Source organism: Ramlibacter ginsenosidimutans (genome assembly GCF_016654015.1).
GTDB lineage: Bacteria > Pseudomonadota > Gammaproteobacteria > Burkholderiales > Burkholderiaceae_C > Ramlibacter > Ramlibacter ginsenosidimutans.
Genome location: NZ_JAEPWM010000005.1, coordinates 110,010 through 135,277 on the forward strand (window position 1 = coordinate 110,010; position 25,268 = coordinate 135,277).

Sequence of the window (25,268 nt, forward strand, 5' to 3'; positions counted from 1 at the left end):
CCTGCCTTGGTGAGCGGGCGAGAGTCATTCTTGCACCGGCGCAGGCTCGGCGGGATCGCGCCGGGCCTGTCGGGTTTCGATTTGCGCAGGCATTGCGTGCACCGGCGAAGACCTGTGCCGGACACTCGGGCGCCGCTGCTGAGGCGGGGCGATTTGCACGGGCTCAGCCGCGGCGCATCGCTTACCCTGTGCAGTCGATCCGTGACCTCCCGCGGCCGCAGCCGTGCGGACGTTCCGGCTCTGCAACCCCATGGCATCGCGAGGTCCTCTCATGAAGATCCTGATGGTTCTCACGTCGCACGACCGGCTCGGCGACACCGGAAAGAAGACCGGCTTCTGGCTCGAGGAGCTGGCCGCACCCTACTACGTGTTCCAGGATGCCGGCGCCGAAATCACGCTCGCCTCGCCGCTGGGCGGCCAGCCTCCGCTCGACCCCAAGAGCGACGAGCCCGATGCCCAGACCGACGCGACCCGGCGTTTCCGCGCCGACAAGGCGGCGATGCAGGCCCTGGCCTCCACCCGCACGCTCGCGTCGGTGCGCGCCGACGACTTTGACGCGGTGTTCTACCCGGGCGGCCACGGCCCGCTGTGGGACCTGGCCGAAAGCCGCGATTCCGTCGCCCTGATCGAGGCTACGCTGGCCGCCGGCAAGCCGGTGGCCGCGGTGTGCCATGCGCCCGGCGTCCTGCGCGATGTCAAGACGCCCGACGGTGCACCGCTGGTGAGGGGCAAGCGCGTGACGGGCTTCTCCAACAGCGAGGAAGCGGCCGTCGGCCTGACCAAGGTGGTGCCGTTCCTGGTGGAGGACATGCTCAAGGCCGAAGGCGGCCTCTACAGCAAGGGCGGCGACTGGCAGTCCTATGTCGTCACCGACGGTCTGCTGGTCACCGGCCAGAATCCGGCCTCGTCGGGGGCGGGCGCGCAGGCGCTGTTGCAGGTCCTGCAGGCGACCTCGGCGGACGCCGCACCGTAGGCGCGCCGAGGCGTGCAGCAGCTCCTTCGCCGCAGAACAGTCGACGCGGCGCGCTTTCACCAGTGCACGCCCTGCACCAGCGCGCGGCCCTCGCTGTCCGGCGGCGAAGCGGGCGATGCAGGGTACCGCGCCACTCACGCGCACGCTGCCACACCAGCGGGCTGCCTGCGATGCGGATCCGGTCGTCCATGCATCCCAGGCCCGTCGGTTGCACGAGGCGTTCGTCCGTGCTGGCGCACGGTCTGAACTGGTGATCCTGCCGGGCGCCGGACACGAGGATCCCGAGTTCTCTCGCACGCAAATGGAACCGACATTGAGGTTCCTGCGCAGGGCGTTCCACAGCTGATGCAGAGTGGTCCCGAGCAGCCGGGACTCCTCGGATACGAGCGGCTCAGGAGGAGCGCGCCAGGTTGGTTTTGCGACCCGAGCCGCCGACCGGGCCGGAGGGGACTTTGCGTCCCGAGCCGCTCTTCTTGCCTCCGCCGTGGAGCTTGTTGACGGTCGCCCATGCGCGCGCCTCGGCCTCGGGACGGGCGACGCCTTTTTGCTCGTGGCCTTTCTCGATCGCGCCCGCTTGGCGCTTTTGCTTGTCGGTGTAGGCGGACTTGTCCCCTCGTGGCATGTCGGGCTCCTGCAGAAGGTTGTTGCCGATCATCGGGCGCCGGTCCACCTCGTGGCGTCGGAGGGAAGGCTCTTTGGCAGAAGGATTTCGCACGACCCGACCATCCCTCTGATGCGCCAGCGGGTGGCAGCAGCCAGCGCGAGAGCTCAATCGATGGGCCTGCCGACCGACGCCGGCGGCAAGCAGGAGGTCAAGCAGGCGTTGGGTTTGGCGCACCCCCGCCATCATCCAGTCCGCTTGAAGCAGACATGCGCTACCTTCTGCGCATGATCCGGATCGAAACCACGGCAGCGACAAGCGACCTCGAACCGAGCGTGATCTGGTTCGGGTCCCGGCGCGTGGAGGTGCGCACAGTCAGCGACAGGTGGTACGGCGCGACCCAGCGCTGGTGGAAGGTGGATACCGAGGAGGGCAGCTATGTGCTGCGGTACGACGAACAGGCGGGAACCTGGGAGCTGGCGGCAGTCGTCGGCCGCTGACGCGAGCGCTGCTCATGACCAGAAGCAGGCGGCAGCGGCGAATGAACGGCCTTGTTCAGGGGAGCGGCTTCGCCTCGCTGGCTTTGGGGCACTGCGCCGCATTGAGCGACCTGGCGGCGTCAAGCTCGCCATCGCGATAGTGGCATTCGTAGTCCGTGCCGCCCGGCACGTGGCCGACGAGACGCTGGACGTGTCCGCCCACGAAATAGTATGTTGCCAGCACCTGCATCGATGCGGGACGGGCCCTATCGCCGTACCACACACGCTGGCACCCGGAGCCGCCGGCCGGCGTGCCGGCAGTGTAAGTGGCGATGCTCATCCCCTGGCGCACGCCGAAGACAGCACCGGGAGGTACGGTTGCAACTTCACAGCTGGAGTCTGCAGATGCAGATCCAGATGCAGGCCCAGGGGCGGGCGCGAACACGCTTGCGCACCCGGCGAGCAGTGCGAGGAGAAGTGCTGGGAGCGCGAGCGATACGTTGGGCATGGATGGCATCGAGGGTACAGGTCAGGCGGCGGGACGCGGCAGAGGGGACGGTCATGCAGACTAGCACTTCCGGCATGCCCTTTTGGTCCGACGCGGCCCGCAGGTACACGTCGTGCGCCGCCGCCTTTTCAACCACCATCGGTTGCAGGGCGCGGCGGATCCTCGGTCTCTACGTGCCAGGGCGCGAGCGTGTCCCGCCGGTGTAAACGGCCGCTTGCGGCCACAATCGGCCATAGTACGGCAGGCGCGAGCTTTCGTTCACCCCGAATGTGCGTGCGCCGTGTCTCGCGCTTGGGGATGCATTGACGCCATGACGCTACGTCTTCTTGCCTTGGGGGACTGCGTTGGGAAACGCCCTTTGATACGTCCGCCGAGACTTTATTCGTATAGACCGTGTGCCTACGAGCCTCGCGTTCGCAAAATAACGAATGGGATCTCTGGTGGGCACCGTCCTTGCGCGCCGGAGGCGCGCGCGCAGGTCCGGGGCCAAAGCTTCCCTATTTTTCGTCCATCGGCTGGCCTCGCGCCACACCGCCGCCCAGAACGGTGGGCCTCCTCCTACAGAGCGTCAGAGCATGCTGACGCAAACTAGTCGGCCCGACTTGCTTGCTCAGTAGCTATGACCCAGACCCACATCGCGATCACTGAACAGCGCGACAGCGCGCGTGCCGGCAGCGAGCTCGGCGCCGCCATACGCACAGCCTTCGGCGGCGCGGCGGCGGACGCGATAGTGGTCTTTGCTTCCGCGCAGCACGACTATGCGGCGCTGCTCAAGGCGCTCGCTGAGGCTGCCGGCACGACCGTGATCGCGGGCGCGTCCTCGGCGGGCGAATTCACGAACCAGTCGCGCGGAGAGGGCCAGGTATCTGCGCTGGGCATCCGCTCGGCGAACATGAAGTTCGCAGTCGGGCTTGGGCAGGGCGTGAGCAGCAACGCCAAGGATGCGGCGGGCCAGCTGTTGGAAGCTTTTCGCGGCATAGCGAAGCCGGCGCTTCCGCATCGCAGCGCGCTTGTCATGACCGACGCGCTCGCCGGCCACACCGATGCGCTCGTTGAGGAACTGACGCTAGCCACCGGCGGCAACTACCGTTTCTTCGGCGGCGGGGCCGGTGACGACGGGCGGTTCGACACGACGCATGTGTTCGCCGGTACGCAGGCCTACAACAACGCGGTTTCGGCGCTGGAGATTCTTTCGAGCAAGCCGGTGGGCGTCGGCGTCGCGCATGGCTGGGAGCCCGCGGGGCCCGCGCTGCGCGTTACCGAATCCGAGGGGACGCGCCTCATCGGCATTAATGGGGCCCCCGCGCTCGATGCGTTGCGCGAGCACGCGCAACAAAGCGGGCAGGCGTTCGACGAGCAGGACCCGATGCCGTTTTTCCTGCACAACGTGCTGGGAATCCGCGCCGACGAGGGCTATCGCCTGCGAGTACCACTAGCGATCGGCGAAAGCGGCGCGATCCTGTGCGCCGCGGCAGTGCCCGAGGGCGCGGTGATCCACGTAATGAAGACCACGGCCGATTCGGCCGTGCTAGCGGCGCGGACAGCCACAGCCGCGGCGCTGAACGCGCTCGCCGGAGAAAAGCCCGCGGCTGCCTTCGTTTTTGACTGTGTCGCCACGCGGCTGCGCCTGGGCCGGGCGTTCGAGGACGAATTGCAGGCCTGCGCGAGCCTGTTGGCGCCGGCTGCCTTCGTCGGGTGCAACACCTATGGCCAGATCGCGCGCGCCGAAGGCCAGTTCGGGGGCTTCCACAACTGCACCGCCGTGGTCTGTGTACTTCCGACGTGAGCATGACGGCGGGCCCCCTCCGGTCCCTGATTGACGCGCTCGGCGACGAGACGCGGCGGGCCGAGGCGGCAGGCGAAATCGCCAGGGCACTCGGCGCCGCCTATTTGCTTTTGTACGTAGACGATAAGGAACTCGGCCTATTGTTGCCGGCAGCCGGCATGCCCAAGACGCTGGCCGCCGGGCCGCGCTGGCGCCAGTTCCTCGCGCGTTGCCGGGAACCGGGCGAGTTCACCGCTCCGGTCGACATCGAAGGGCGCGAGTTCATCGCGCATGCCCGCGCCGCGGGGCAGTGCGCCTTCGTGTTGGCGGCAGGAACGAAGATTGCATTTCCGGACGAATTCGAGGTCGCCCTGCCGATGCTTTGCGCGGTCTTGCGCGCGCAGCAGGCTCTGGCGATCGGGCGCGCGGAGGCGGCGGATGCGCGTGCCGCCGCCGCCAAGGCGCACCAGCTCGCCAAGGCACTTGACGCCGCGCGTGGTGCGGCAGCCGAACTGAACCAGCAGCTGCGCTCCGAGCACCAGCGCAAGGACGAATTCCTGGCGATGCTGGCCCACGAACTGCGCAATCCGCTGGCGCCCATGACGACAGCGATCGAGGTGATGCGCAGGTCACCCGAACGCGATCCCGCGCTCCTGGACCGGCAGCTGGCCCTGATGACGCGGCAGCTTCACCAGCTCACCCACCTCGTGGACGACCTGCTCGATGTATCACGCGTGAGCCGCGGGTTGATCGAGCTGCGCCGCGAGGTCCTGCGCCTGGACGAATTGCTGGCCACGTCGCTCGACGCGAGCCGGCCGCTGGTGGAAAGCCGCGGTCATCGCGTGCGGGTCGTGGAAGCCCCGGCGCCGTTGCACGTGCACGGCGACCGCGTGCGCCTTACCCAGGTATTCTCGAACCTGCTCAACAACGCGGCGAAGTACACGCCGCCCGGCGGCGACATCGAAGTTCAGGTTCTGCAGGATGGGGGTCAAGCATGCATTCGCATCAGCGACACAGGCGTGGGCATTCCGAAGGAGATGCTCGGCAGCATCTTCGAGATGTTCACGCAGGTGCCCGGCTCACTGGACCGTGCCCCAGGCGGCTTGGGCATCGGCCTCACGCTCGTGCGGATGCTGGTCGACTCGCATGGAGGTACGGTGCGCGCTGAAAGCGCGGGACCGGGTCTGGGGAGCACTTTTCACGTCCTGCTGCCGCTGGTCGCGCCACCTGTGCGCAGCGCGCCTGCGGATGCACCGCGGAAACCGGGCCGGCTTCACGCAAGGGTGATGGTGGTCGATGACAATGTCGATGCCGCGCAGTCGTTGGCCGAGATCCTGCGACTCATGGGCGCCGACGTCTCCGTAGCACACGACGGCGCCCATGCACTGGAGCTCGCCCAGGCGTTGGGGCAGCCGGATATTGTGCTGCTCGACATCGGCCTGCCAGGCATGGATGGTTACGCGACAGCGCGGGAATGGCGCCGGCGGTTCGGCAACTCGGCGAACCTGCACGCTCTGACCGGCTACGGCAGCGCCGACGACAAGCGTCGCACCGCGCAAGCGGGCTTCGACGGCCATCTGGTCAAGCCCGTCTCCTTCGAGCAACTGCAGGGGCTGCTGGCTAACGCCGGTGTTGCCATTCCGGAGTAGGCCGGCGGCCCCGATGCCGCGAGCGCCCAAGGAAGACTCTCGACTTCAGGACGCCGGCAGAGATGTAACGGCGCGCCGACCCGGTCGGCACCCGGCTTCTTCCAGCGCATTGGGTCGGAGCTCCAGCTCACCGCGCGATGATCGCCTCCTCGAACTGCCTGCGCGCAAACCGCCAGGCCATGCGCGACGCGTCCGGCCCCTGATCATCGCTGTAAGCCTCACCCGCGGCGCCCCCACTCCAAGCGTGCCCCAGCGTCGCGACTTCCACCAGGGTCGCCGCCGTGCTGCCCCTGCGCTTGAAGTCGGTGACCAGGGTGGCATGGCGTTTGCCGCGCTGCACCGTGCGTTGCACCACGCCCTGGGCGCCGGCCTCTTCCGCCCAGACTTGAACTGCGGCCAGCCCGTTGCTCGGCGCCACCAAGGTGTCCTCCTGGCCATGGATCACCAGCAGCGGCGGCAGCACCTCGCCCGTGCTCGCAGGTCCTGTCGGCAGCGACCTGGTGTTCCTTCCTCCATGCATCGCACTCACCGCGGACAACGCGGAATGTGCAGTACCCGGAGGAATGCCGGAATGCATGATCACCGCCTTGAAGCGTCGCGGCTGCCGGATGGCGAGCAATGCTGCCATGCTGGCACCTGCAGACAGCCCCGCAACCGCTATCCGGTCGCGATCGGCCGAATACAGCATGCACACCTGGTCGATGGCGTTCATGATCGATGCCGCTTCACCGTAGGCGCGTCCCGACGACGTGTCGAACCAGTTCCAGCAGCCTTGCGCATTGGAGGACCGTTCCTGCTCGGGATAGAGCACCAGGAACCGTTCCCGTGCGGCGACGGCGTTCATCCGGGTGCTGGTCGCAAACAGATTCGCGTTTTGCCGGCATCCGTGCAGCATCACCATGAGGGGCAGCCGCTCACCGAACTTGGCATCGGGCGGCCGATACAGCCACCAACGCCGCACGCCGCCTGCACCCATGGCCACGCCAGACAGCCACTGGCCGGCGCCGGGCGGCGGCTCTCGTTGCCTCAATACAGGCGCTAGCAGCGTTTTGGCGGTGCGGTGATTCGCGAAGAGGGCCGCGCTTGCGACTGCCGCAATGCTGCCGCCCACGATGTTGGGCCACGTGGGGGCCTTGGAGCGTCGCTTCAGCGTCGTGCCTTCTTCCGGGAACGAACCGTGGCCGCCTGGGGTGCCCAGAACTCGAGAAATTGCCGCGTCGCATCCGCCTGCGCGGACGCAATTTGCCGCTTGGCGGAGGACGCCGCGATGCCGCGAGCGGTCCCGGCGGACTTGTTGGCCGCGCTCAGCCACATGCTCATGAAGGGATTCTTGCTGGTCCAGGGATTGCGCATGATGCCTTCAGTTCTTGAGGTTGTGCTGACCATGACCCCGATGCTGCGGCACGGCTCTAGGGAACGGGCTTGTTCGCTGATCGCCGATGTCCTACGTTGCGCCGGCAGGCTCGGTACCGCAGGTGCGCCGACGATCGACATGCTGCTGCCTCCGTCCAGCAGCGCGGTCACGGAATCGGTGTCGGTGGGTCCGGAGCTGGATTCGACCTCCGTGCCGAGGCCCGGATGGATCACGAGCGCGGCCCCGAGGGCGAGCAGCACGCCCACATCACCACCAGTCGCGAGGACGATCGCGGCCGCGAGCCGCTCCAGCTCGATCCAGCTGTGTTGTGCGGCGCGGCGACGCACGACACCATGGTATTTCACGTGGTGCGCTCTGTGGGCCCGGAGGCATATGCCGACTTGAGTCTGGGTCCGCGAGGACTGGCTCTTCTTCAACTCTTCGCAGACACCGATTGCGATCCGTTCCCACATCAAGCGCCGGCGTGAGGGCCGCTGGGCGGCCAGTGACCAGCAGGAAAGCGGAACTTCGCGCAGGTTCTGGACACAGCAAGCTGCGCGCGCTGGCCATCATGCTGGCGCGCTCCCGCCTTCCGAAGGCCGCCCATGCCGCCGCTCGCTCCACCTTCCCGTCATGACATCCAGCTGCGCATCAACGGCATGCCTCACGCGCTGGAGGTCGAGAGCTGGACGCCGCTGCTGGACCTCCTGCGCGACCACCTCGACCTCACGGGCACGAAGAAAGGATGCGACCACGGGCAGTGCGGCGCCTGCACGGTCCTCGTCGGCGGCGTGCGCGTGCTCTCGTGCCTGACGCTCGCGGTGATGCACGACGGCGGCGAGGTGACCACGGTGGAGGGCCTCGCCCAGGGCGACGACCTGCATCCGCTGCAGCAGGCCTTCATGGAGCATGACGCTTTCCAGTGCGGCTACTGCACGCCGGGGCAACTGTGCTCCGCCGTCGGCCTGGCGAACGAGGGACACGCGAAGTCTCTGGACGATGTGCGCGAGCTGATGTCGGGCAACCTTTGCCGCTGCGGCGCCTACGCGCAGATCGCCCAGGCGGTCGCGCAGGTGGTGATCGGGCCCGGGCCGCACGCCAGCGAGGTGGCGCGCACTGCCTGGATCGCCGGCACGACGGTGAATGCGCGCGCCGTCCGCGCACCCGAAGAGCCGGCATGAACCCGTTCACCTTCGTCCCCGTCAGCGACGTTCCCGGGGCGCTCCGGCTCGCCGGCGAGGGCACCAGCTTCATCGCCGGCGGTACCAACCTCATCGACCTGATGAAGGTGAACGTGCAGCAGCCGATGCGGCTGGTCGACATCAATCGGCTCGGGCTGGCCGCGATCGAGCCCACGGCCGAGGGCGGCCTGCGGCTGGGCGCGCTGGCCCGCAACGCGGCCACGGCCTGGCACCCGCTGGTGCGCGAGCGCTATCCGCTGCTGGCGACCGCGATCCTGTCGGGCGCCACCGCGCAGATCCGCAACATGGCAAGCAACGGCGGCAACCTGCTGCAGCGCACCCGCTGCTGCTACTTCTACGACATCGCCATGCCCTGCAACAAGCGCCAGCCGGGTTCCGGCTGTTCGGCCATCGCTGGCCTGGCGCGGCAGCATGCGATCCTCGGAGCCAGCGCGCATTGCATTGCCACGCACCCGTCCGACATGTGCGTGGCGCTCGCCGCGCTGGCTGCGACGGTACAGGTTGCTTCGGCGCGCGGCGAACGCACGATCCCCTTCGCCGATTTCCACCGCCTGCCCGGCGACCGCCCGGACCTCGACACCACGCTGGCGCACGACGAGCTGATTCTCGCGCTCACGCTGCCCCCGGCCGACGGATTCCGCGCGCACAGCGTCTACCTCAAGTTGCGCGAGCGCCTGTCCTATGCCTTCGCGCTGGTCTCGGTGGCGGCGGCACTGGACCTGGACGGCGGCGTCATCCACGCCGCACGCGTGGCGCTGGGCGGCGTGGCGCACAAGCCCTGGCGCGATCCGGCGGCCGAAGCGCTGCTGGTCGGCCAGCCGGCGACCGATGCGTCGTTCGCCCGCGCCGCCGACGCACTGCTGCAGGGTGCCGTGCCGCAGGGCACCGGCGAGGGCAGCAACGCGTTCAAGATCCCGCTGGCGCGGCGAGCCGTCGTCCGCGCGCTGGCGCTCGCCAGCGCCGGCACGGTGACCAACCACGCGGAGGATGCGCCATGAGCGGCGGCTTCGTCGCGATCGGCGAGCCCGTGCCCCGCATCGACGGCCGCGCCAAGGTGACCGGGCAGGCGCGCTATGCCGCCGAGATCGCCGCCGAAGGGCTCGTGCATGGCGTCGTCGTCAATGCTGCCATCGCCCGCGGGCGCATCGTGGCCGTGCACGATGAGCAGGCGCGTGCGGTGCGCGGTGTGCTGGATGTGCTGTGGCACGGCCATCGCAGCGAGGCGCCGCAGCTCGCGCATTACTTCGGTACGGGCGAAGACTTCTCCACCGTGCCGGTCAAGCCGCTGGTGAGCGACAGGGTGCACTATGCCGGCCAGCCGGTGGCGCTGGTGCTGGCGGAGAGTTGGGAAGCCGCGCGCCACGCGGCCGGCCTGGTGCGCATCGAGTACGACGCGCAGGCGCACGCGACCGACTTGCCGCGGCACCACGCTCAGGGCCGTGCCCCGAAGGAACTCGACGAGGACACGGCGCCACCCAAGCCGCGCGGCGATGCCGATGAGACCTTCGCCGTGTCGCCCGTCAAGATCGACGCCGAATTTCACCAGGCCGCGGAGCACCACAACCCGATGGAACTGCACGCCAGCACGGTCGTCTTCGAGGCCGGCGGCGCGCTCACCGTCCACGACAAGAACCAGGGCGGGCACGGCACGCGCAGGCGGTTGGCCAAGGTGTTCGGCCTGCCCGAGAGCCAACTGACGCTGCTGAACACCTTCGTTGGCGGCGCCTTCGGCTCCGGGCTGCGGCCGCAGTACAACCTGCTGCTGGCGATCGTCGGCGCGCTGCACCTGCGGCGAGCGGTGCGGGTGGTGCTGACGCGGCAGCAGATGTTCACCTTCGGCCACCGGCCCGAGATCTGGCAGCGCGTGCGGCTGGGCGCCGAACGCGACGGCACGCTGAACGCGCTGATCCACGAGGCGGTGGGTGAAACCTCGCGCGTGGACGACTACACCGAGATGGTCACCCGCTGGTCGCGCACGCTGTACCGCAGCAAGAGCCTGCGGGGCGACTACCGCGTGCTGCCGCTGGACCTGCCGACGCCGCTGGACATGCGGGCGCCGGGGGCCGCCAGCGGCCTCTTCCCGCTGGAGGTCGCCATGGACGAACTGGCGCAGGCGCTGGGGATGGATCCGCTGGCGCTGCGCCTCGCCAATTACGCCGAGCGCGCGCCTTCCGGCGACAAGCCTTATTCCAGCAAGAAGCTGCGCGAGTGCTACACGATGGCGGCGGAGCGCTTCGGCTGGTCGCGGCGCAACCCGCAGCCCCGCAGCATGCGCGAGGGCCACGAACTGGTGGGCTGGGGCATGGCCAGCGGGCAGTGGATCGCCGAGCAGGAGGAAGCGCAGGTGCGGGTGGTGTGGCACGCCGACGGCCACGTTGACGTGGAAACGGCGGCCAGCGACATCGGCACCGGCACAGCCACCGTGCTTGCGCAGGTCGCGGCGTCCGCGCTGGGAGTGCGGATGGAAGACGTGCGCGTGCACATCGCCGACACGCGGCTGCCGCAGGCGCCGACGGAGGGCGGGTCTTCGCACGTCGCCAGCGTGGGTTCGGCCGTGGATGCTGCGTGCGAGAAGCTGTGCAAGAAGGCCTGGCAGCTCGCGCGCGCGATGGCGGCGTCACCGCTGGCGGACAGCAAGTTCGCGGAGGTGGAGTTCGTCGGCGGCCAGTTGCGGCGGCGCAGTCCTGAGGGCGGCGGACTGCCCGTGCAGGAAGTGCTGGCGGCCTCCGGAGCCGACAGGCTCGAGGCGCACTTCCACCTCCAGCCCGACGAGGACGAGCAGGGTCGCTACGAGCGCGCCGTGCATTCGGCGGTGTTCTGCGAGGTGCGCGTGGACGACGCGATGGGCACCGTGCGCGTGACGCGTGTTGTGAGCGCGGTGGCTTGCGGCCGCATCATCAACGAGCTCACGGCGCGCAGCCAGGTGCTGGGCGGCATCGTGTGGGGCATCGGGCAGGCGCTGCACGAGGGCACGCTCATCGACCAGGCGCTCGGCCGCTTCATGACGGTGGACTTGGCCAACTACCACGTGCCGGTCAATGCGGACATCCATGCGCTGGAGGTCATCTTCGTGCCGGAGGACGACCGCATCGTCAGCCGCCTGGGCGCCAAGGGCGTGGGCGAGATCGGCGGACTGGGCGTCGCCGCCGCGATCTCCAATGCGATCTCGCATGCCACCGGGCGCAGGATCCGCACGCTGCCGATGACGCCGGACAAGGTGATGGCGCCGGTCATGGCCTAGGGGCTCGCATGCAACCCGACCGCCGGTGCCGCCGACACGGAGTGAAGGTCGGCGATGGAACTTCAGGCGGCCCGCCAAGTCCCGGTTCAGCCTAGCGCCAGCTCTCATCCACGCAAGCCTTGGGCGCCGTGCCGCGCTCCTGCGCCAGGCTGGGATAGTCGGTGTAGCCCTTCTCGCCGCCGCCGTAGTAGGTGCTCCTGTCGTCCGCATTCAACGGCGCGCGCCCGCGCAGCCGTTCCGGAAGGTCCGGGTTGGCAATGAACTTGCGGCCGAAGGCGATCAGGTCGGCCCGGCCCTCCCTCAGCCATTGTTCTGCCGTCTCGGCATCGAAGCCGCCCGCGAGCATCAGCGGCCCGTGCCAGGTCTCGCGAATGCGCTGCAGCATCTGCATGGCCGCCGCACTGGGAGGCATCTTGCTCTCGAGCGCTGGCAGCGCCGGATTGACGACGTGCAGGTAGGCCAGCTTGCGCGAGTCCAGCTCGCGCGCGGCATGGGTGAAGGTGGTGAGGGGATCGTCGTCGCGGATATCGTTGGCCGTTGCCATCGGAGAGAGGCGCACGCCGACAGCGTCGGGGTTCCAGACCTTCGTGACCGCGTCCACGACCTCCAGCAGGAGGCGCGCGCGGTTCTCCACCGGTCCACCGTACGCGTCGGTTCGGCGGTTCGTGCCGCTGCACAGGAACTGATCGAGCAGGTAGCCGTTGGCGGCGTGGACCTCCACGCCGTCGAAACCGGCCTTGATAGCATTGCGCGCCGCCCGCTCGTACTGGCGCACGAGGTAAGGCATTTCCTCCAACTGCAGCGCTCGCGGCGTCACGAAGGGCACCAACTCGCCTTCGCCCTTGTCGTTTTCGATGAAGGCCATCCCCTCGGGCCGTATCGGAGAGGGCGCGACCGGCGGCATGCAATCGGGCTGCAGTGAGGGATGGGAAATCCGGCCCACGTGCCACATCTGCAGGATGATGCGGCCGCCGGCTTCGTGCACCGCGTCGGTGACGAGACGCCAGCCCTCCACCTGCTCACGGCTGTGGATGCCCGGTGTCCAGGCGTAGCCCTGTCCCTGCATCGAGATTTGCGTCGCCTCGGAAATGATCAGCGCGGCAGAGGCGCGCTGCTGGTAGTAGCAGGCGTTCAGCGGCGACGGCACGTTCCCCGGTTGGCGTGCACGCGACCGCGTGAGGGGGGCGAGGACGATGCGGTGCGGCAACTGGAAGCGCCCGACTCTGATGGGCTGGAACAACAGGCGCTGCTCCGCGTGCTGGGGCTCGGCTACCTGGTTTGTCGCGGCGGATGACTCGACGGTGGCGGACATGAAGACTCCGTTTCCCGGGCATCGACGGCGTGCTGCCAGCCCGGCTCAAACAGCCATCGTGCACCGCCGGGCCGCACTCGTGCCGGCCGAAGCGGGTAATGGCGCAGGATCCCGCCATGCAGGCGCAGGAACGTGGGTGCAGCACGCGGGGATGCCGGACGCTGCGTGTCAGGCCCCAGGAGTCGGCCGGCGGCTGCCATGGACAGCAGGAAACCGACAAACACGCCGGTGGTGCGCGGCTAACCTGCGTGCATGAACACACTGACCGTTCCCATCAACGAGCGAGACCATCTGCGCGGTTCACCGGACGCACCGGTGGTGCTGGTCGAATACGCCGATTTCGAGTGCCCGTACTGCGGTGCGGCCTACGGGGTCGTGAAGAACCTGGAGAGGGAGCTGCCGGACACGCTGGCCGTCGTGTTCCGCCAGTTCCCGCTGGTCAACGTGCATCCGCACGCGCAGCTCGCGGCCGAGGCCGCGGAAGCGGCGGGGGCTCAGGGCCAGTTCTGGAGGATGCACGACGTGCTCTTCGAGCACCAGGACGCACTGGCGCCCGCCGACCTGATCAAGTACGCCGCCGCCCTGCACCTGGATGTCAAGCGGTTCGCCGGCGACCTCTCCGGCCACGCGTTCCTGCCCAAGATCGAGGACGACATGGAGGGTGGGCTGCAAAGCGGCGTCCAGGGAACGCCGACCTTCTTCATCAACGGCGTGCTCCACCGGGGCGGGCACGACGAGGCTTCCCTGCTCGCCGCGATCATGCGGGTCGCGGCGGCAGCGTCCTGATCTCCTGCCCTGAGCTCAAGCCGGCACTATGCGTCGGATGCCGGTTCTACTTGCTGAGGCGGCCACCCGGCCCTGATCTGTGGAACGATCAACGTGGGGAGCCCCCAGCAGCCCGGTGGAGCTGTGATCAACCAGCCATGAGGCCACCGTCGACCAAAAGCTCGGCGCCCGTGATGTAGCACGCGTCCTCCGAAGCAAGGAACAGTACGGCGTTCGCCACATCTTCGGCGCGACCTTCGCGCCCGAGCGGTACCTGCGCCAAGGCGTTCGCCCGTGCGGCCGGCTCGAATTTGGACGTCTTCATCACCGGCATGATTCCGGGATGAACGCTGTTGACACGCACCGCTGGCGCATACCGCAACGCTGCTGCTTTGGTCATGATGTGAACAGCCGCCTTGGATGCGTGATATCCCATGTGGCTGGATTTCGGTTGCCCGTGGAGCGCAGACACGGAGGAGATGTTGACGATTGAACCACCGTGACGGGAAAGCGCATCGCAGGTGGCCCGGATTCCCAGGAATGCACCTTTCGCATTCACGTCCATGAGCTCGTCCCAGGCCTCGATACTGTCGCCGCCGGCGTCGATTCCGCCGCTGATGCCCGCGTTGTTGACAAGCACGTTCAGCTGCCCAAACTCCGACAGACATCGCGCGACAGCAACTGACCACTCCTTTTCCGCGCGCACGTCCAGTCGAACATAACTCGCTCCAGCGCCGAGTTCGCCGAGCAGCGCAGTCACGGAATCATTGTTCTCTGCAGGCAAGTCAGCCAGCATCACTCGCGCCCCGGCCTGCTTCAGAGTCCGTGCGATCGCTCGACCAAAACTTCCCGTCGCCCCCGTGACGAGGGCAACTTTTCCCGCCAGTTTCATTGAATCGTCTCCAAGTTGGTGCTATCGCGGCACGACCGGAGCCCTGCTCATGAGCGTCGGGTTCTCTGCCACGAATTCGTCGAAGTCGGACTTGCCTGAATATGCGCAGAACCCGCGAACCGAGAAGAGTTCTGCCTTGGAGGCGGCAGGCGGTGCGAGCCCGTCAGACATGTCTTTTGCCATCTTCATGAGCTGGCGGCGGAAAGCAACTGTCGGTGCGTCCGCTGCCACGAGGTGTTCTCCCGATCTGTCCGCGAGCCCCATGCGCCCGCCCGGCTTCCAGGGCATCCCTTCCTGGACGGCGCGATCCTGCGTGTTGAATCCGTGGATGCCAGTGAAACTGGACGTCCGCTGCAGTTCGCGACTGATGAGGTAATCGTTGCCACGGTTCGCAGTTGGAAGGAAGGTGTCTATGACGTAGCCGTCCTCCAGCGCTAGTGCGGCCTTCTCACGACGCGGGGGAAACCAGCTGCCGTTATTGAGTTCCTCGAAGTCTCTCTCATCCAACGGCCGGTCCAGCCGATAGCGGTAGACGAAACAGCTGGTGTTGTAGTCGTCGATGGGACAAGCGCCGCGCCCATTGAAGTATCGGTCTTCCGGGACACCTGAGGATGTAGAGCTCCACACAGGCTGCATGTAGTGCGTCATGCGCCAATAGTGCCGGTCACCAAGGTCGCGACGCGCGCCGGTATAAAAGCCATAGCCGGTCGGACGCACGAACAAGTGTGGGGCGCCGTCGGCGCCGAACACGGAGATCGCCTGGGTGAGATTCTCGCCGACACCTGCAGACTTGTGCAGATAACTGACATGCGACGAGTCGAACTCACCCTCCAGAAATTGCACCCAGTTCGATCGCTGGATCCAGCGGCTCACGTGGACATGGCTGGAGGGCAAGGCCAGCCAATCGAAATTCGGCAGATCGGGTTTCTCGGACTTCGGCCCCATGTAGACCCAGACGACTCCACCCGCCTCAGCGGTCTCGTACGCCTTCAAGCCCACGCGATTGAGCATCGCCTCCGAGAGGGACTGCTGGTCGACGTTCGGAATCTCCAGGCAGCGTCCGCTCACGTCGTACTTCCAGCCGTGGTACACACACCGAAGGCCACTGTGCTCGTTGCGACCGAAGAAGAGAGGAGCACGTTTGTGCGCACAGTAGGCGTCAACGATGCCCACGGCGCCGGTCGTATCCCTGAACGCGATCAGATTCTCGCCCAGCAGCCTCAATCTCACCGGCTCGCCGTCCGCCACGAGTTCCGAGGCAAGCAGCGCCGGCATCCAGAAGCGCCGGAGTGCCTGGCCCATCGGCGTGTCTGCCATCACTCTGCACATTGCATCGACGCCGTCATCTTTCGATCCGGCCGTCGGGACTCGATCCATCATCAAAAATCACCCTCCAGTTGTCGGCTGCGACGCGGACGAAAGACACGACATCGACCGTGACGCCCGCTTGTGCATCGAGAATTGATTGCCCGGAGTTCAGATCCGCAGATTGGCGGTCTCGCTCCAATGGCCATGCGTGAGCATCAGTCGAGTTTGACGCCGCTCGATTTGATAAGACGCTCGTAGCGACCCACTTCCTGAATCTTCATGGATTTCAACTCTTCCGGGCTGCTGCTCACCGCTTCCTGCTCGAAGTCACGGAAACGCTTCTTCAGTGCCGCGGACCGGACCGCCTGTTGCACAGCCGCTGCGATCTGATCGACGATCGCCTTGGGGGTCCCAGCCGGAGCTTCCAGGGCGGCCCAAACGTAGAATTCAGACCCAGGAAGTGTCTCGCTGAGGGTAGGCACGTCGGGCAGGGCTTCCGAGCGCGTTTTGCCGGTCATCGCAAGCGGGCGAAGTTTGCCTGCACGGATCCACGTCAAGCTCGAAACATCGGCGAACACGAAATCGACCTGTCCGCCCAGCAACGCCGTCAGGGACGGAGCCGTCCCTTGGAACGGCACATGCGTGGCGGCGGATCCGGTCTGCATGTTCAGCGCGGCCGCTGTCAGGTGCGGAATGCTCCCAGGCCCGGGTGAGCCGTAGTTCAAGGCGTTTGGACGCGCCTTCATGTCGCTCACCAAATCTGCAAGAGTCTTGTACTTGGAGTCTGGCCGAACGACAAGATAAAACGGCGATCTGGCAATCTGCGAAATTGGCGCAAATGCCGACAGGTAGTCGTAGCTTACGCTGCTCTTGAAGAGCGTCTGGGCGGCGGCGAGCGCAGTAGTGCTGATCAGAAGCGTATAGCCATCCGGCTGCGCTCGCGCCACGAGCGCCGCGCTGACGGTGGTTCCCGCGCCCGGCTTGTTATCGACAATCACCGGTTGCTTCCAGATTTCGCTGAGTTCGTGGGCCAGCGACCGAGCGGTCATGTCGGATCCACCACCCGGCGGGTAGCCGTTGATGAGTGTGACCGGACGGTTCGGAAAGGCGGCCTGTGCGTTCGCTGATGATGAAACACCAGCAGCAACGACAAGGAGTGTCGCCGCAAGCAGTGCGCCCAACTTGTTTTTGAACTCGAACATGTTGCCTTGTCTATCTTTGGTTGTGGTCAATCAACTATCCAGAAGTCCTGCGGCGCGCAGCGCGCTTCGAATACGCATTTGCTCCCTTTCATCCGGCGCCAGAAGTGGGGGGCGGACATGCGCGGATGTCATTCGTCCCAACATCACCTGGGCTTGCTTCATCCGGTTGTGCATGTCCAGGAACGGGTCAGCATAGAACACCGAGTTGAGCGGATACAGGCGATCTGCGACCGCTTTTGCTTGAACAAGATTGCCTGCCTGAACTGCTTCAAACAGTTCGACTTGCAGCGACGCCACCGTGCTCCCGGAGCCGGACAAGACTCCCCCGCACCCGATGACAAGCGACGCAAGAAGCCAGGCCGTGTGCGTGGTGAGGATCTGAACAGGGTTCGGCCCCGTCTGCAGGGTTCGGACGGTCTTCTCCAGCAGGACCGGATCATTGCAATAGTCCTTGATGGCACGGATGGTCGGCACTGCGTCTACCAACTCCTGGAGTGTCTCCAGCCGCACGCCAAAGCCGCTATTGAGCGGGAATTGAAAGTAGATAAGCGGCAAAGACGTCGCATCTGCAATTCGGCGCAGATGGTCCTTGATGATCTGCGGCCGAACCGAAGCGCCGATGGAGAAGTTGCTGGGAGGGAACACGAGGAGTGCGCTGGCGCCCTCACGCTCGGACATGCGAGCGATGCGAGCAGCGTCCGCAGAACTCTCTGCGAAGACCCCGCCGACGACTGGCAACTTGTCACCGACCGCGTCCACGGCCAATGTCAGGACCTGAGCCATCTCGTCGAACGAGCAGCATCCAACCTCGGTCGAATGCGCGTTCACGGTCAACGCCGACAAGCCTCTGGTGGCCGCAACATCGTGGAGATGCCGCTGGAATGCGTCCTTGTCGATGGAAAGATCCTGCTTGAACGGCAGCAGACATGCCGGGATGACCCCACGGGGCTGATACGTGTCCTTCATGCCGAACACACTCCTCTCGAATTGCGAAAGGAGCAAAGAATAGGCCGTTTATTACAGGCATCATAGTCCTCAGTGGCGCATTTCAGTAGTGCACGATGATCCATAATCCCAAATGATTAATCTTGGCGATCTCAGGCTTCTTGTCGGTGTGGCGGAACTCGGAAGCATTCGGGCCGCGGCGCAGCAACTCGGATGGGATCCCTCGCAGGCAACGCGTCGACTCGCCGCGCTCGAAGCAGATCTCAAGGTCAGGCTTTTCGCACGTACGACCCGCAAGATCGGCATCACGGAAGCCGGGCAGCAATACGTCAGCTGGGCGCGTACCGCGTTGGAGGGTTTCAACGGCGTCCAGGATGCTGTCGGGGCGTTGAAGGATGAACCAAGGGGCATCGTTCGCCTCGCGTGCCCTGAGCTGTTGGCAGTCAGATACGTCGGTCAGATGGCCCGCGAACTGGCCGGTATCTACCCTCATCTGAAGCTGTCGATCATCACGACCGACCGCCCCGTCAACTTGCCGCAAGGAGACTTTGACGTTGCCGTGTATGTGGGAGAGAGACCGTCCAGTCGCCTGATCATGCGGAAGCTGCTGGATGTCGAAATGCTTCTTTGCGCTTCTCCAGACTATCTATCCGAATGCGGCGAACCAATGACGCCGCGAGACCTCGAGCATCATCGACTCGTATCACATGGGGTGTATGACCAATCTGCGTGGTACTTCTTGCGCCGCGGAAAATCGGATTCCGTCGAAGTAAATTGGCACGTTCGCACCGAGGGGACGCTCTTTGCTCAGACGCTAGCGCTTGCAGGCGTCGGCATAGCGCGCCTTACGCGGCGAACGGCAGCTGCCGACATCCAGTCGGGGAAGTTGGTTCACGTCCTTCCGAGCTACAAGTGCGTGCTGTCGGATGGCAGCGCACTTGCTGCGTGGGTCGCATTTCCTCACCGCCAGGTCCTGAATCGCACGCGCGTCGTGGTGGACGCCCTCGTACGCCATCTTCAGGACAACACCGCCGAAAAGGTGGCCGCGACTGAAGGGAGGAAGGGACCACCTGCTGATTCTTCTCCGTGAAGACGTGCTCCCCGGCATGAGGAAGCCGCGAAAGGCAGAAGAATTTTCGACGTTCCAAATGGCCACGCTTCCGGGACTCCGCGGGGCTGACCTCAAGCGGGGTGCACGAACGGCAGGCCGTTGCTGAAGCCACCCCGGGTCGCGAAGTGCACGAGCGTCTCCGCCAAGATCAGGGTGGCAGTCGTCGGTGGCCGGTTCTTGTGGCGGGCGAGTGCCCGTGTCAAAGAGAAGCCTTGCACCGGCACGCCGGCCAGACGGCCGGCGCTGATTTCGTCCCACATCGCGAGCGGCGGTCCGAAATACGAAACCACGCCCGTCGCGACCAATTCGACCATGGGGACGGAGGCTTCCAGTTCGACCACGATGTTCAGGTCGGCTGCGGGCAACTGACGCTCGAGCTCCATTCGCAGGAATTGCGGAACCATCAGCGGCACGCCCGCCAGGTCCGAGGGCTTCAGCAATCGCCGGCGCCGGCGTGCGGGCACGCTTACGAGCCATACGTCCTCACGATACAACGTCTGCGCCAGCAGATCTTGATGACGCGTGAATTCGGTCAGCAGCGTGATGTCAAGCTTGTCGGCAAGCAGGCTCTCGCGCAAGTCTTCGGTGTAGCCGTGCGTCAGGGTGAAGCGGATTTCAGGGTAACGCGCGCGCACTTGGGCGATCGCGCCGGGGACCAGCTTCTGCGCAATCGAAGGGAGCGCGCCGATGCGAACGGTGCCGCGGGGCACCGAAGTTCGGGCCCGGACCTCGTCCCTGAGTACGGTCGACTGCCGCACGAGGTTTTCCGATCCTTCCATCAGCACCTTGCCGGCCTCGGTCAGCGTGACGCCGCGCGCCGTGCGAGCGAACAGCTCCACACCCATGTCCTCCTCCAGCAGCTGCACGTGCCGGCTCAGTGCCGGTTGCGCGACGTGGAGGATCTCGGCGGCGCGCCGGAAATTCCCCAGGCGGGCGACGGTTGCGAAGTAACGCAGGCGGGTGAGGTTCAGGTCCACAGGGGCGAGGGTGGTGATGCCCAGGCGATATCAAAGGCATCATTAATCGGCATTTGCGCGATCATACGGCGCCCGATACTCTCCCTCGCATGCAATTCTGGAAGTTCGAATGAGCGTGCCGGACACGCCGCTGCTGGTGGCAGTCGACATCGGCGGCACCTTCACCGACCTCGCTGTTTTCGATGTCCACAGCGGCGAGCTGCAGGCCGCCAAGTGCCTGACCACGTACGGCGACTTCATCCGGGCGATCGACGATTGCCTGGCCGCACTGGGCGTGAAGCTGGATCAGGCCGCATCGTTCAAGCACGGCACCACGCTGGTCATCAACGCGCTGCTCGAACGCAAGGGCGCCAAGGCGGCTCTGGTGACGACGCGCGGCTTTCGCGACGTGCTGGAGATCGGCCGTGGCAACCGGGCGCTGCCATTCCGCATGAACTACCGCCGCCACGATCCGCTGATCCCGCGCGAGTTGCGCCTGGAGCTTTCGGAGCGGATGGCGAGCAGCGGCTCGGCGCAGGCGGTTCCGACCGAGGCGGACATCCGGGAGCTGGCGGGCGAGTTGCGGCGGCGTGAGGTCGAGGCCGTCGCCATCTCCTTCCTGAATGCCTATGCGAACCCCGAGCACGAGAGCATGGTTGCCGCGGCGTTGGCACGGGAGCTGCCTGATGTCTTCATCTCCTGCGCCACGGAGCTCTCGCGCGAGTGGTACGAGTACGAGCGAACCGCGACGGCCTGTGCCAACGCGTTCGTCGGGCCGGAGGTCAGCCGCTACATCGGACGACTGGCCGCGGATCTCGGACAGCGTGGATTCCAGGGTGAGCGTTTCTTCATGGGCTCGGGCTCGGGCGTGATCACGCTCCAGCAGGCCGCGGCAGAGCCCGTGCGCCTCGTCGAATCGGGGCCCGTGGGCGGCGTGGTCGGCGCGGCGGCCTTCGCCCGCGCGCTCGGCATCCCGAAGCTGGTGGCATTCGACATCGGCGGCACCACGGCCAAATGCGCCTTGGTGAAGGACGGCGAGTTCGATGTGAAGTCGTCGTACTGGATCGGCGGCTATGAGCACGGCTTCCCCATCCGCAGCAGCATCATCGACATCGTGGAAGTGGGAGCCGGTGGCGGATCCATCGCGCGCGTCGACGAGCATGCGCGCTTGCACGTCGGCCCCCAGAGTGCCGGATCGGTGCCCGGGCCGGTCGCGTTCGGCAACGGCGGCACCCAGCCGACGGTGACCGACGCCAACATCGTGCTGGGCCGCCTCGACCCCGAGCAGTCGATGGGCGAGGGCGTGCACCTGGACGTGGCCGCGGCGCGTGACGCGATGTGGTCGCAACTCGGGGCGCCGCTGGGATATGCCGGCGCCGAGGATGTGCCGCGCATCGCGCTGGGCGTGCTCTCACTGGCGTCCATCACGATGTCCGGGGCGATCCGCAAGATCACGATAGAACGCGGCGAGGATCCGCGCGACTTCGTGCTGTTCGCCTACGGCGGTGGCGGGCCGCTGCACAGCGTGGAGCTGGCGCGAGAGCTCGGCATCCCGCAGGTCGTCGTGCCGCCGCGCGCCGGCATCTTTTCGGCATTGGGAATGCTGTTCGCGGACCTCGAGAACGACGCCGGGCGGACCTTCCTGCGGCCCTTGACCGACGCGTCCGTGCAGGAAGCGCGCGACCTGGCCCAAAGCCTGGGCCGGGACTTGAAGCAGCGGCTGGCCGAGGCGGCAAGCGGCGCCGCAGTCACGATGGGGACGCATGCCGAGCTTCGCTATCGCGGCCAGATCCACAGCCTGCGCACGCGCCTGCAGTCGGGCGACGACGCGGCCGCGGTGCGCCAGCGCTTCGAGCAGTCCTACACGAGCCGCTACGGGCACGCCAGCCATGGGGCACCGGTGGAATTCGTTTCCTTGTCGGTCACCGCCCGGCGCGAAACCGCGCATCCGGACCTGCATCGCCTGGGAAGCCATGATGCCGCACGCGGCGGCGTGGGGGAGCCCGCAGGCACCCGCAAGATCTTCCTGACGCGCCCCAACGAGTGGCGGCAGGTCCCGGTGTTCCGGCGCGAGGACCTGCCGCCAGGGTTCCGCGTGACCGGCCCGGTCGTGATCGAGGACTACGGCTCGACCTGCCTGGCCGACGCAGGCGATGTGGTGGAGATCGGGCAGCTGGGCGAAATCCGCATCACGCTCGGCGCGGTGGAACGCCCATGAGGACCGAGAACCGAATGAGCATCGATCAAGTCACCCAACCCGCCCTGGACCCGATCACCGTGGAAGTGATCCGCCACAAGCTGAGCGCGATCCCGGAACAGATCGAGGCCAATATCGTCCGCACGGCGTTCAGTCCGCTGATCTATGAATACAAGGACTTCGCCGTCGGCCTCATCGACCATCAGGGGCGGCTGATCTCGCAGGGGCGGGGCGGCATCCCGCTGTTCGTCGCCAACCTGCTCGGAGCGGCGGTGCAGGATGGCCTTTCGATCTACGGCCTGGACGGATTCGCGCACGGCGACGTCGTGATCTGCAATTACTCCGGCGTGCTGGGCCAGCACCTGAACAACGTGGTGATGTACACGCCGGTGTTCAGCGACGACGACTCCGGCCGCCCGAAAGCCTTCCTGGCGATTGCCGCCCACTGGGCCGACGTGGGGGGCCGCGAAGTCGGCTCCTCTGTGGCCAACAACACCGTCGACATCTTCCAGGAAGGTATCCAGTTCCGCACCGTCAAGCTGTGGAGCGCGGGCCAGCCGGTGGGCGACGTCTACCGGATGATCGAGCACAACACGCGCTTCCCCGAAACGGTGCTGGGCGACGTCGCCTCGCAGCTGGGGGGCTGCCTGCTCGGCCGAGATCTCTATGCCGGCATGCTGCGGCAATACGGTGTCGGTGCCGTGGGTGCCGCCATCGAGAAGATCTGGGCCCAGTCGGAACGGGCCGCGCGCGAGGCGATCCGCGCCATCCCGGATGGCGTCTACCAGGCCGAAGCCATGCTGGACGACGATGGCATCGACGTCGGCAAGCCGGTGCCCATCCCGGTAACCGTGCGGGTGGCAGGTGACGGGATCGAAGTCGATTTTTCCGAAGTCGCGGGCGTGCTCAAGGGGCCCTTCAATTCCGGGGCATTGGGCGGCGGCATCACGGCCGCCCGCATCGCGCTGGCGTACCTGCTCGATGCCGAAGAGGCGCCGAATGAAGGCACCTTCCGCCCCTTGTCGGTGGTGCTGCCTCCCGGCAAGTTCCTCAGCGCACCGGCGACGGCGCCGATGGCCCGCTACAGCGCGCCGCTGGCCACGGTGATCGATGTCGTGCTGCGCGCCATCGGCCAGGGGCTGCCGGCACGCGTTGCCGGCGGTCACCATGGCGCGTTCGGGATCCATATCTTCGCCGGGCGCAACAGCAAGGGCGAACTTTTCAAGAACCTGGAGACGGCGCAGGGCGGCTTCGGCGCCAGCAGTAGCGCGGACGGCAGCGGGCCTTTCAAGACCTACGCGCACGGGGACACTTTCAATGTGCCGGTGGAACTCCAGGAAGCGCTGTACCCGATCCAGATCGAGGAGATGGCGCTGCGGACGGATTCCGGGGGCGCCGGGCAGTTCCGGGGCGGTCTGGGCGTCACGAAGCTTTTCGCGGTGAAGGAGGCCTGCAAGTTGAACGTGAGCATGGATCGCACACGCTGTCCGCCCTGGGGCGTGGATGGCGGGCTGGCCGGCGCAGCCGGCGGCATCCTGCTGATGCAGGCCGGCAAGGAGCCGGAATTCCTGCTGAAGGCGGACCGCGCCGTGCAGCCCGGCGACCGGGTACGCGTCGACTCCGGCGGCGGCGGCGGCTTCGGCTCGCCGCGCTTGCGCGATCGCGAGAGCGTGCGCCGGGATGTCCTGCGTGGCTATATCAGCGAATCCGCGGCACGGGAGATCTACGGCTTCACCGGTCCACTGGCCTGAACCGTCTGCCTTTTCATCACCATGGAGACAACCCACATGAAGAACGAATCCGGTTTCAGGCGCCGGCAGTGGTTGGCAATGGCGGGCGCGGTTCCGTTCGCGCTGCGGGCATGGCCGGCGCTGGCGCAGTCCGACTATCCCAACAAGCCGATCAAGTTCATCGTGCCGTTCGCCCCGGGCGGCTCGCTCGAGGTGCTGGGGCGCCACATCGGCACCAAGCTGCAGGCGAAGATGGGCCAAGCCCTGGTGTTCGAGAACCGGCCGGGTGCCAACTCGCAGATGGGCACGAGTGTCGCGGCGCGGCTGCCGGCAGACGGGTACAACCTGTTGATGGGCGCGGACTCGGGGCTGTCGATTTCGCCCATCCTGAACAAGGCACTCACCTACCACCCGGAGCGCGATTTCGCGCCTCTGTCGATCCTCTGCCAGATCTCGCTGCTGCTGATCGCCAACGCCAGCTTCGGCCCGAGCACCTTGCAGGAGTTCATCGCGTATGCCAAGGCCAACCCTGGCAAGGTGGCTTATTCGTCGCCGGGGGTGGGTAGCCAGCACCACATCATGTTCGAGGCACTGGCCACGCGCCTGGGGCTCGAACTGCTGCACGTGCCTTACCAGGGTATCGCGCCTTCGGTGAACGCGCTGTTGGCGGGCGAAGTGAACGTGATGATGGCCGCCCTGGCCCTGCCGCTGCCTTACGTGCGCAGCGGCAGGCTGAAGACGATCGCGTTCGGCGGCAACGCCCGTCACCCGCTGCTGCCGAACGTGCCGACCTTTGCAGAGGCCGGCGTTCCCGGTTTCGAAGCTCGCTCCTGGTTCGGCGCCTTCGCCCCGGCCGGGACGCCGAGGGACATCGTGCAGAAGCTGTCCGCCAACATCTGGGAAATCGTCGCCAGCAAGGAGTTCAGCGAAGGCTTCCTGATCCCCCAGGGGTATGACCCTGTCAACACGGTCGCGCCCGAGCAGTTCCCCGCCTTCCTGCGCGAAGACCGGAAGAAGTGGGAAGCTGCCATCGCCCAGATCAACCCCAAGCGGCTCGCTCCCTGAGCACGATCCTGAA

22 protein-coding genes are annotated in these 25,268 nt (G+C 66.5%); 12 read left to right on the forward strand and 10 right to left on the reverse strand.

All coding sequences use genetic code 11. The features are described 5' to 3' along the window. Nucleotides 1–271: 271 nt before the first annotated feature. Nucleotides 272–973 (forward strand): type 1 glutamine amidotransferase domain-containing protein, encoded by a 702-nt coding sequence (locus JJB11_RS13615; protein ID WP_201171983.1) that lies wholly within the window; start codon nt 272–274, stop codon nt 971–973. A gap of 391 nt (nt 974–1,364) precedes the next feature. On the opposite strand, the gene JJB11_RS13620 is transcribed toward JJB11_RS13615, so the two are convergent. Further along, complete coding sequence (locus JJB11_RS13620) at nt 1,365–1,628, reverse strand: hypothetical protein (protein WP_201964832.1); 264 nt, start codon at nt 1,626–1,628, stop codon at nt 1,365–1,367. Nucleotides 1,629–1,843: 215 nt separating this feature from the next. Here JJB11_RS13620 and JJB11_RS13625 point away from each other — a divergent pair, with 215 nt between their 5' ends. Then, nucleotides 1,844–2,074, forward strand: a complete 231-nt coding sequence (locus JJB11_RS13625; RefSeq protein ID WP_201171985.1) for a hypothetical protein — start codon at nt 1,844–1,846, stop codon at nt 2,072–2,074. 55 nt (nt 2,075–2,129) lie between these two features. On the opposite strand, the gene JJB11_RS13630 is transcribed toward JJB11_RS13625, so the two are convergent. Further along, nucleotides 2,130–2,393 carry a hypothetical protein gene (locus JJB11_RS13630; protein WP_201171988.1) on the reverse strand — a complete coding sequence of 88 codons (264 nt, stop codon included), beginning with the start codon at nt 2,391–2,393 and terminating at the stop codon, nt 2,130–2,132. A gap of 787 nt (nt 2,394–3,180) precedes the next feature. On the opposite strand from JJB11_RS13630, the gene JJB11_RS13635 reads away from it, so the two are divergent. Further along, on the forward strand, nt 3,181–4,347 hold the full coding sequence (locus tag JJB11_RS13635; RefSeq protein WP_201171990.1) for an FIST signal transduction protein: 1,167 nt from the start codon (nt 3,181–3,183) through the stop codon (nt 4,345–4,347). 2 nt (nt 4,348–4,349) lie between these two features. Then, nucleotides 4,350–5,975, forward strand: a complete 1,626-nt coding sequence (locus tag JJB11_RS13640) for a hybrid sensor histidine kinase/response regulator (protein ID WP_242528967.1) — start codon at nt 4,350–4,352, stop codon at nt 5,973–5,975. Between the two features lie 127 nt (nt 5,976–6,102). Here the strand turns inward: JJB11_RS13640 and JJB11_RS13645 are convergent, their stop codons facing one another. Together JJB11_RS13645 and JJB11_RS26565 are read right to left on the reverse strand one after the other, a co-directional pair. Further along, nucleotides 6,103–6,951 carry an extracellular catalytic domain type 1 short-chain-length polyhydroxyalkanoate depolymerase gene (locus JJB11_RS13645; RefSeq protein WP_201171994.1) on the reverse strand — a complete coding sequence of 283 codons (849 nt, stop codon included), beginning with the start codon at nt 6,949–6,951 and terminating at the stop codon, nt 6,103–6,105. A 170-nt stretch (nt 6,952–7,121) separates the two neighbouring features. Next, complete coding sequence (locus tag JJB11_RS26565) at nt 7,122–7,676, reverse strand: hypothetical protein (RefSeq protein WP_201964833.1); 555 nt, start codon at nt 7,674–7,676, stop codon at nt 7,122–7,124. A gap of 258 nt (nt 7,677–7,934) precedes the next feature. Here JJB11_RS26565 and JJB11_RS13655 point away from each other — a divergent pair, with 258 nt between their 5' ends. The 3 genes from JJB11_RS13655 to JJB11_RS13665 are packed head-to-tail and all read left to right on the forward strand — an operon-like array spanning nt 7,935 to nt 11,772. Beyond that, the gene (locus JJB11_RS13655; protein ID WP_201171996.1) at nt 7,935–8,510 is read left to right on the forward strand and encodes a (2Fe-2S)-binding protein; all 576 of its coding nucleotides are present in this window, start codon (nt 7,935–7,937) and stop codon (nt 8,508–8,510) included. Beyond that, nucleotides 8,507–9,529, forward strand: coding sequence for an FAD binding domain-containing protein (locus JJB11_RS13660; RefSeq protein WP_201171998.1), 1,023 nt, complete (start codon nt 8,507–8,509; stop codon nt 9,527–9,529). Before JJB11_RS13655 ends, JJB11_RS13660 begins: the two co-directional genes overlap by 4 nt. Further along, a complete protein-coding gene (locus tag JJB11_RS13665) occupies nt 9,526–11,772 on the forward strand; it encodes a xanthine dehydrogenase family protein molybdopterin-binding subunit (RefSeq protein ID WP_201172000.1) in 2,247 nt (748 codons plus the stop codon). The genes JJB11_RS13660 and JJB11_RS13665 overlap by 4 nt, the downstream gene beginning before the upstream one ends. A 91-nt stretch (nt 11,773–11,863) precedes the next feature. Here the strand turns inward: JJB11_RS13665 and JJB11_RS13670 are convergent, their stop codons facing one another. Next, nucleotides 11,864–13,084, reverse strand: a complete 1,221-nt coding sequence (locus tag JJB11_RS13670; RefSeq protein WP_201172003.1) for an alkene reductase — start codon at nt 13,082–13,084, stop codon at nt 11,864–11,866. Nucleotides 13,085–13,336: 252 nt separating this feature from the next. On the opposite strand from JJB11_RS13670, the gene JJB11_RS13675 reads away from it, so the two are divergent. Further along, nucleotides 13,337–13,870, forward strand: coding sequence for a DsbA family protein (locus JJB11_RS13675; protein WP_201172006.1), 534 nt, complete (start codon nt 13,337–13,339; stop codon nt 13,868–13,870). Between the two features lie 127 nt (nt 13,871–13,997). Here JJB11_RS13675 and JJB11_RS13680 read toward each other — a convergent pair whose 3' ends face one another. The 4 genes from JJB11_RS13680 to JJB11_RS13695 all read right to left on the reverse strand — a co-directional run bounded on the left by JJB11_RS13680 (nt 13,998) and on the right by JJB11_RS13695 (nt 18,217). Continuing rightward, nucleotides 13,998–14,741 carry an SDR family NAD(P)-dependent oxidoreductase gene (locus JJB11_RS13680; RefSeq protein WP_201172009.1) on the reverse strand — a complete coding sequence of 248 codons (744 nt, stop codon included), beginning with the start codon at nt 14,739–14,741 and terminating at the stop codon, nt 13,998–14,000. Nucleotides 14,742–14,762: 21 nt separating this feature from the next. Next, a complete protein-coding gene (locus JJB11_RS13685) occupies nt 14,763–16,121 on the reverse strand; it encodes a Rieske 2Fe-2S domain-containing protein (protein WP_201172012.1) in 1,359 nt (452 codons plus the stop codon). Between the two features lie 143 nt (nt 16,122–16,264). Then, on the reverse strand, nt 16,265–17,251 hold the full coding sequence (locus JJB11_RS13690; protein WP_201172013.1) for a Bug family tripartite tricarboxylate transporter substrate binding protein: 987 nt from the start codon (nt 17,249–17,251) through the stop codon (nt 16,265–16,267). 30 nt (nt 17,252–17,281) lie between these two features. Continuing rightward, nucleotides 17,282–18,217, reverse strand: a complete 936-nt coding sequence (locus tag JJB11_RS13695) for a dihydrodipicolinate synthase family protein (protein WP_201172015.1) — start codon at nt 18,215–18,217, stop codon at nt 17,282–17,284. A gap of 112 nt (nt 18,218–18,329) precedes the next feature. Here JJB11_RS13695 and JJB11_RS13700 point away from each other — a divergent pair, with 112 nt between their 5' ends. Beyond that, complete coding sequence (locus tag JJB11_RS13700) at nt 18,330–19,286, forward strand: LysR family transcriptional regulator (protein WP_201172017.1); 957 nt, start codon at nt 18,330–18,332, stop codon at nt 19,284–19,286. Nucleotides 19,287–19,378: 92 nt separating this feature from the next. Here JJB11_RS13700 and JJB11_RS13705 read toward each other — a convergent pair whose 3' ends face one another. Beyond that, nucleotides 19,379–20,284: a LysR substrate-binding domain-containing protein gene (locus tag JJB11_RS13705; RefSeq protein ID WP_201172019.1), complete on the reverse strand. Its 906-nt coding sequence runs from the start codon at nt 20,282–20,284 to the stop codon at nt 19,379–19,381. 109 nt (nt 20,285–20,393) lie between these two features. On the opposite strand from JJB11_RS13705, the gene JJB11_RS13710 reads away from it, so the two are divergent. From JJB11_RS13710 to JJB11_RS13720, 3 genes are read left to right on the forward strand one after another with little or no spacing between them, the layout of a single operon-like run. Beyond that, nucleotides 20,394–22,481, forward strand: coding sequence for a hydantoinase/oxoprolinase family protein (locus tag JJB11_RS13710; protein WP_201172021.1), 2,088 nt, complete (start codon nt 20,394–20,396; stop codon nt 22,479–22,481). A 14-nt stretch (nt 22,482–22,495) separates the two neighbouring features. Then, on the forward strand, nt 22,496–24,211 hold the full coding sequence (locus JJB11_RS13715; RefSeq protein ID WP_201172024.1) for a hydantoinase B/oxoprolinase family protein: 1,716 nt from the start codon (nt 22,496–22,498) through the stop codon (nt 24,209–24,211). A 36-nt stretch (nt 24,212–24,247) separates the two neighbouring features. Continuing rightward, on the forward strand, nt 24,248–25,255 hold the full coding sequence (locus tag JJB11_RS13720) for a Bug family tripartite tricarboxylate transporter substrate binding protein (protein WP_201172025.1): 1,008 nt from the start codon (nt 24,248–24,250) through the stop codon (nt 25,253–25,255). Nucleotides 25,256–25,268 lie beyond the last annotated feature (13 nt).

Bases quoted from the DNA above. Each gene is read 5' to 3' on its own strand.
- JJB11_RS13655 (WP_201171996.1), top strand. From the start codon at position 7,935: ATGCCGCCGCTCGCTCCACCTTCCCGTCATGACATCCAGCTGCGCATC.
- JJB11_RS13695 (WP_201172015.1), bottom strand. From the start codon at position 18,217: ATGAAGGACACGTATCAGCCCCGTGGGGTCATCCCGGCATGTCTGCTG.
- JJB11_RS13670 (WP_201172003.1), bottom strand. From the start codon at position 13,084: ATGTCCGCCACCGTCGAGTCATCCGCCGCGACAAACCAGGTAGCCGAG.
- JJB11_RS13625 (WP_201171985.1), top strand. From the start codon at position 1,844: ATGCGCTACCTTCTGCGCATGATCCGGATCGAAACCACGGCAGCGACA.
- JJB11_RS13630 (WP_201171988.1), bottom strand. From the start codon at position 2,393: ATGAGCATCGCCACTTACACTGCCGGCACGCCGGCCGGCGGCTCCGGG.
- JJB11_RS13715 (WP_201172024.1), top strand. From the start codon at position 22,496: ATGAGCATCGATCAAGTCACCCAACCCGCCCTGGACCCGATCACCGTG.
- JJB11_RS13645 (WP_201171994.1), bottom strand. From the start codon at position 6,951: ATGGGTGCAGGCGGCGTGCGGCGTTGGTGGCTGTATCGGCCGCCCGAT.
- JJB11_RS13640 (WP_242528967.1), top strand. From the start codon at position 4,350: ATGACGGCGGGCCCCCTCCGGTCCCTGATTGACGCGCTCGGCGACGAG.
- JJB11_RS13685 (WP_201172012.1), bottom strand. From the start codon at position 16,121: ATGATGGATCGAGTCCCGACGGCCGGATCGAAAGATGACGGCGTCGAT.
- JJB11_RS13720 (WP_201172025.1), top strand. From the start codon at position 24,248: ATGAAGAACGAATCCGGTTTCAGGCGCCGGCAGTGGTTGGCAATGGCG.
- JJB11_RS13620 (WP_201964832.1), bottom strand. From the start codon at position 1,628: ATGATCGGCAACAACCTTCTGCAGGAGCCCGACATGCCACGAGGGGAC.
- JJB11_RS13690 (WP_201172013.1), bottom strand. From the start codon at position 17,251: ATGTTCGAGTTCAAAAACAAGTTGGGCGCACTGCTTGCGGCGACACTC.
- JJB11_RS13615 (WP_201171983.1), top strand. From the start codon at position 272: ATGAAGATCCTGATGGTTCTCACGTCGCACGACCGGCTCGGCGACACC.
- JJB11_RS13700 (WP_201172017.1), top strand. From the start codon at position 18,330: ATGATTAATCTTGGCGATCTCAGGCTTCTTGTCGGTGTGGCGGAACTC.
- JJB11_RS13675 (WP_201172006.1), top strand. From the start codon at position 13,337: ATGAACACACTGACCGTTCCCATCAACGAGCGAGACCATCTGCGCGGT.
- JJB11_RS13680 (WP_201172009.1), bottom strand. From the start codon at position 14,741: ATGAAACTGGCGGGAAAAGTTGCCCTCGTCACGGGGGCGACGGGAAGT.
- JJB11_RS13660 (WP_201171998.1), top strand. From the start codon at position 8,507: ATGAACCCGTTCACCTTCGTCCCCGTCAGCGACGTTCCCGGGGCGCTC.
- JJB11_RS13665 (WP_201172000.1), top strand. From the start codon at position 9,526: ATGAGCGGCGGCTTCGTCGCGATCGGCGAGCCCGTGCCCCGCATCGAC.
- JJB11_RS13710 (WP_201172021.1), top strand. From the start codon at position 20,394: ATGAGCGTGCCGGACACGCCGCTGCTGGTGGCAGTCGACATCGGCGGC.
- JJB11_RS13635 (WP_201171990.1), top strand. From the start codon at position 3,181: ATGACCCAGACCCACATCGCGATCACTGAACAGCGCGACAGCGCGCGT.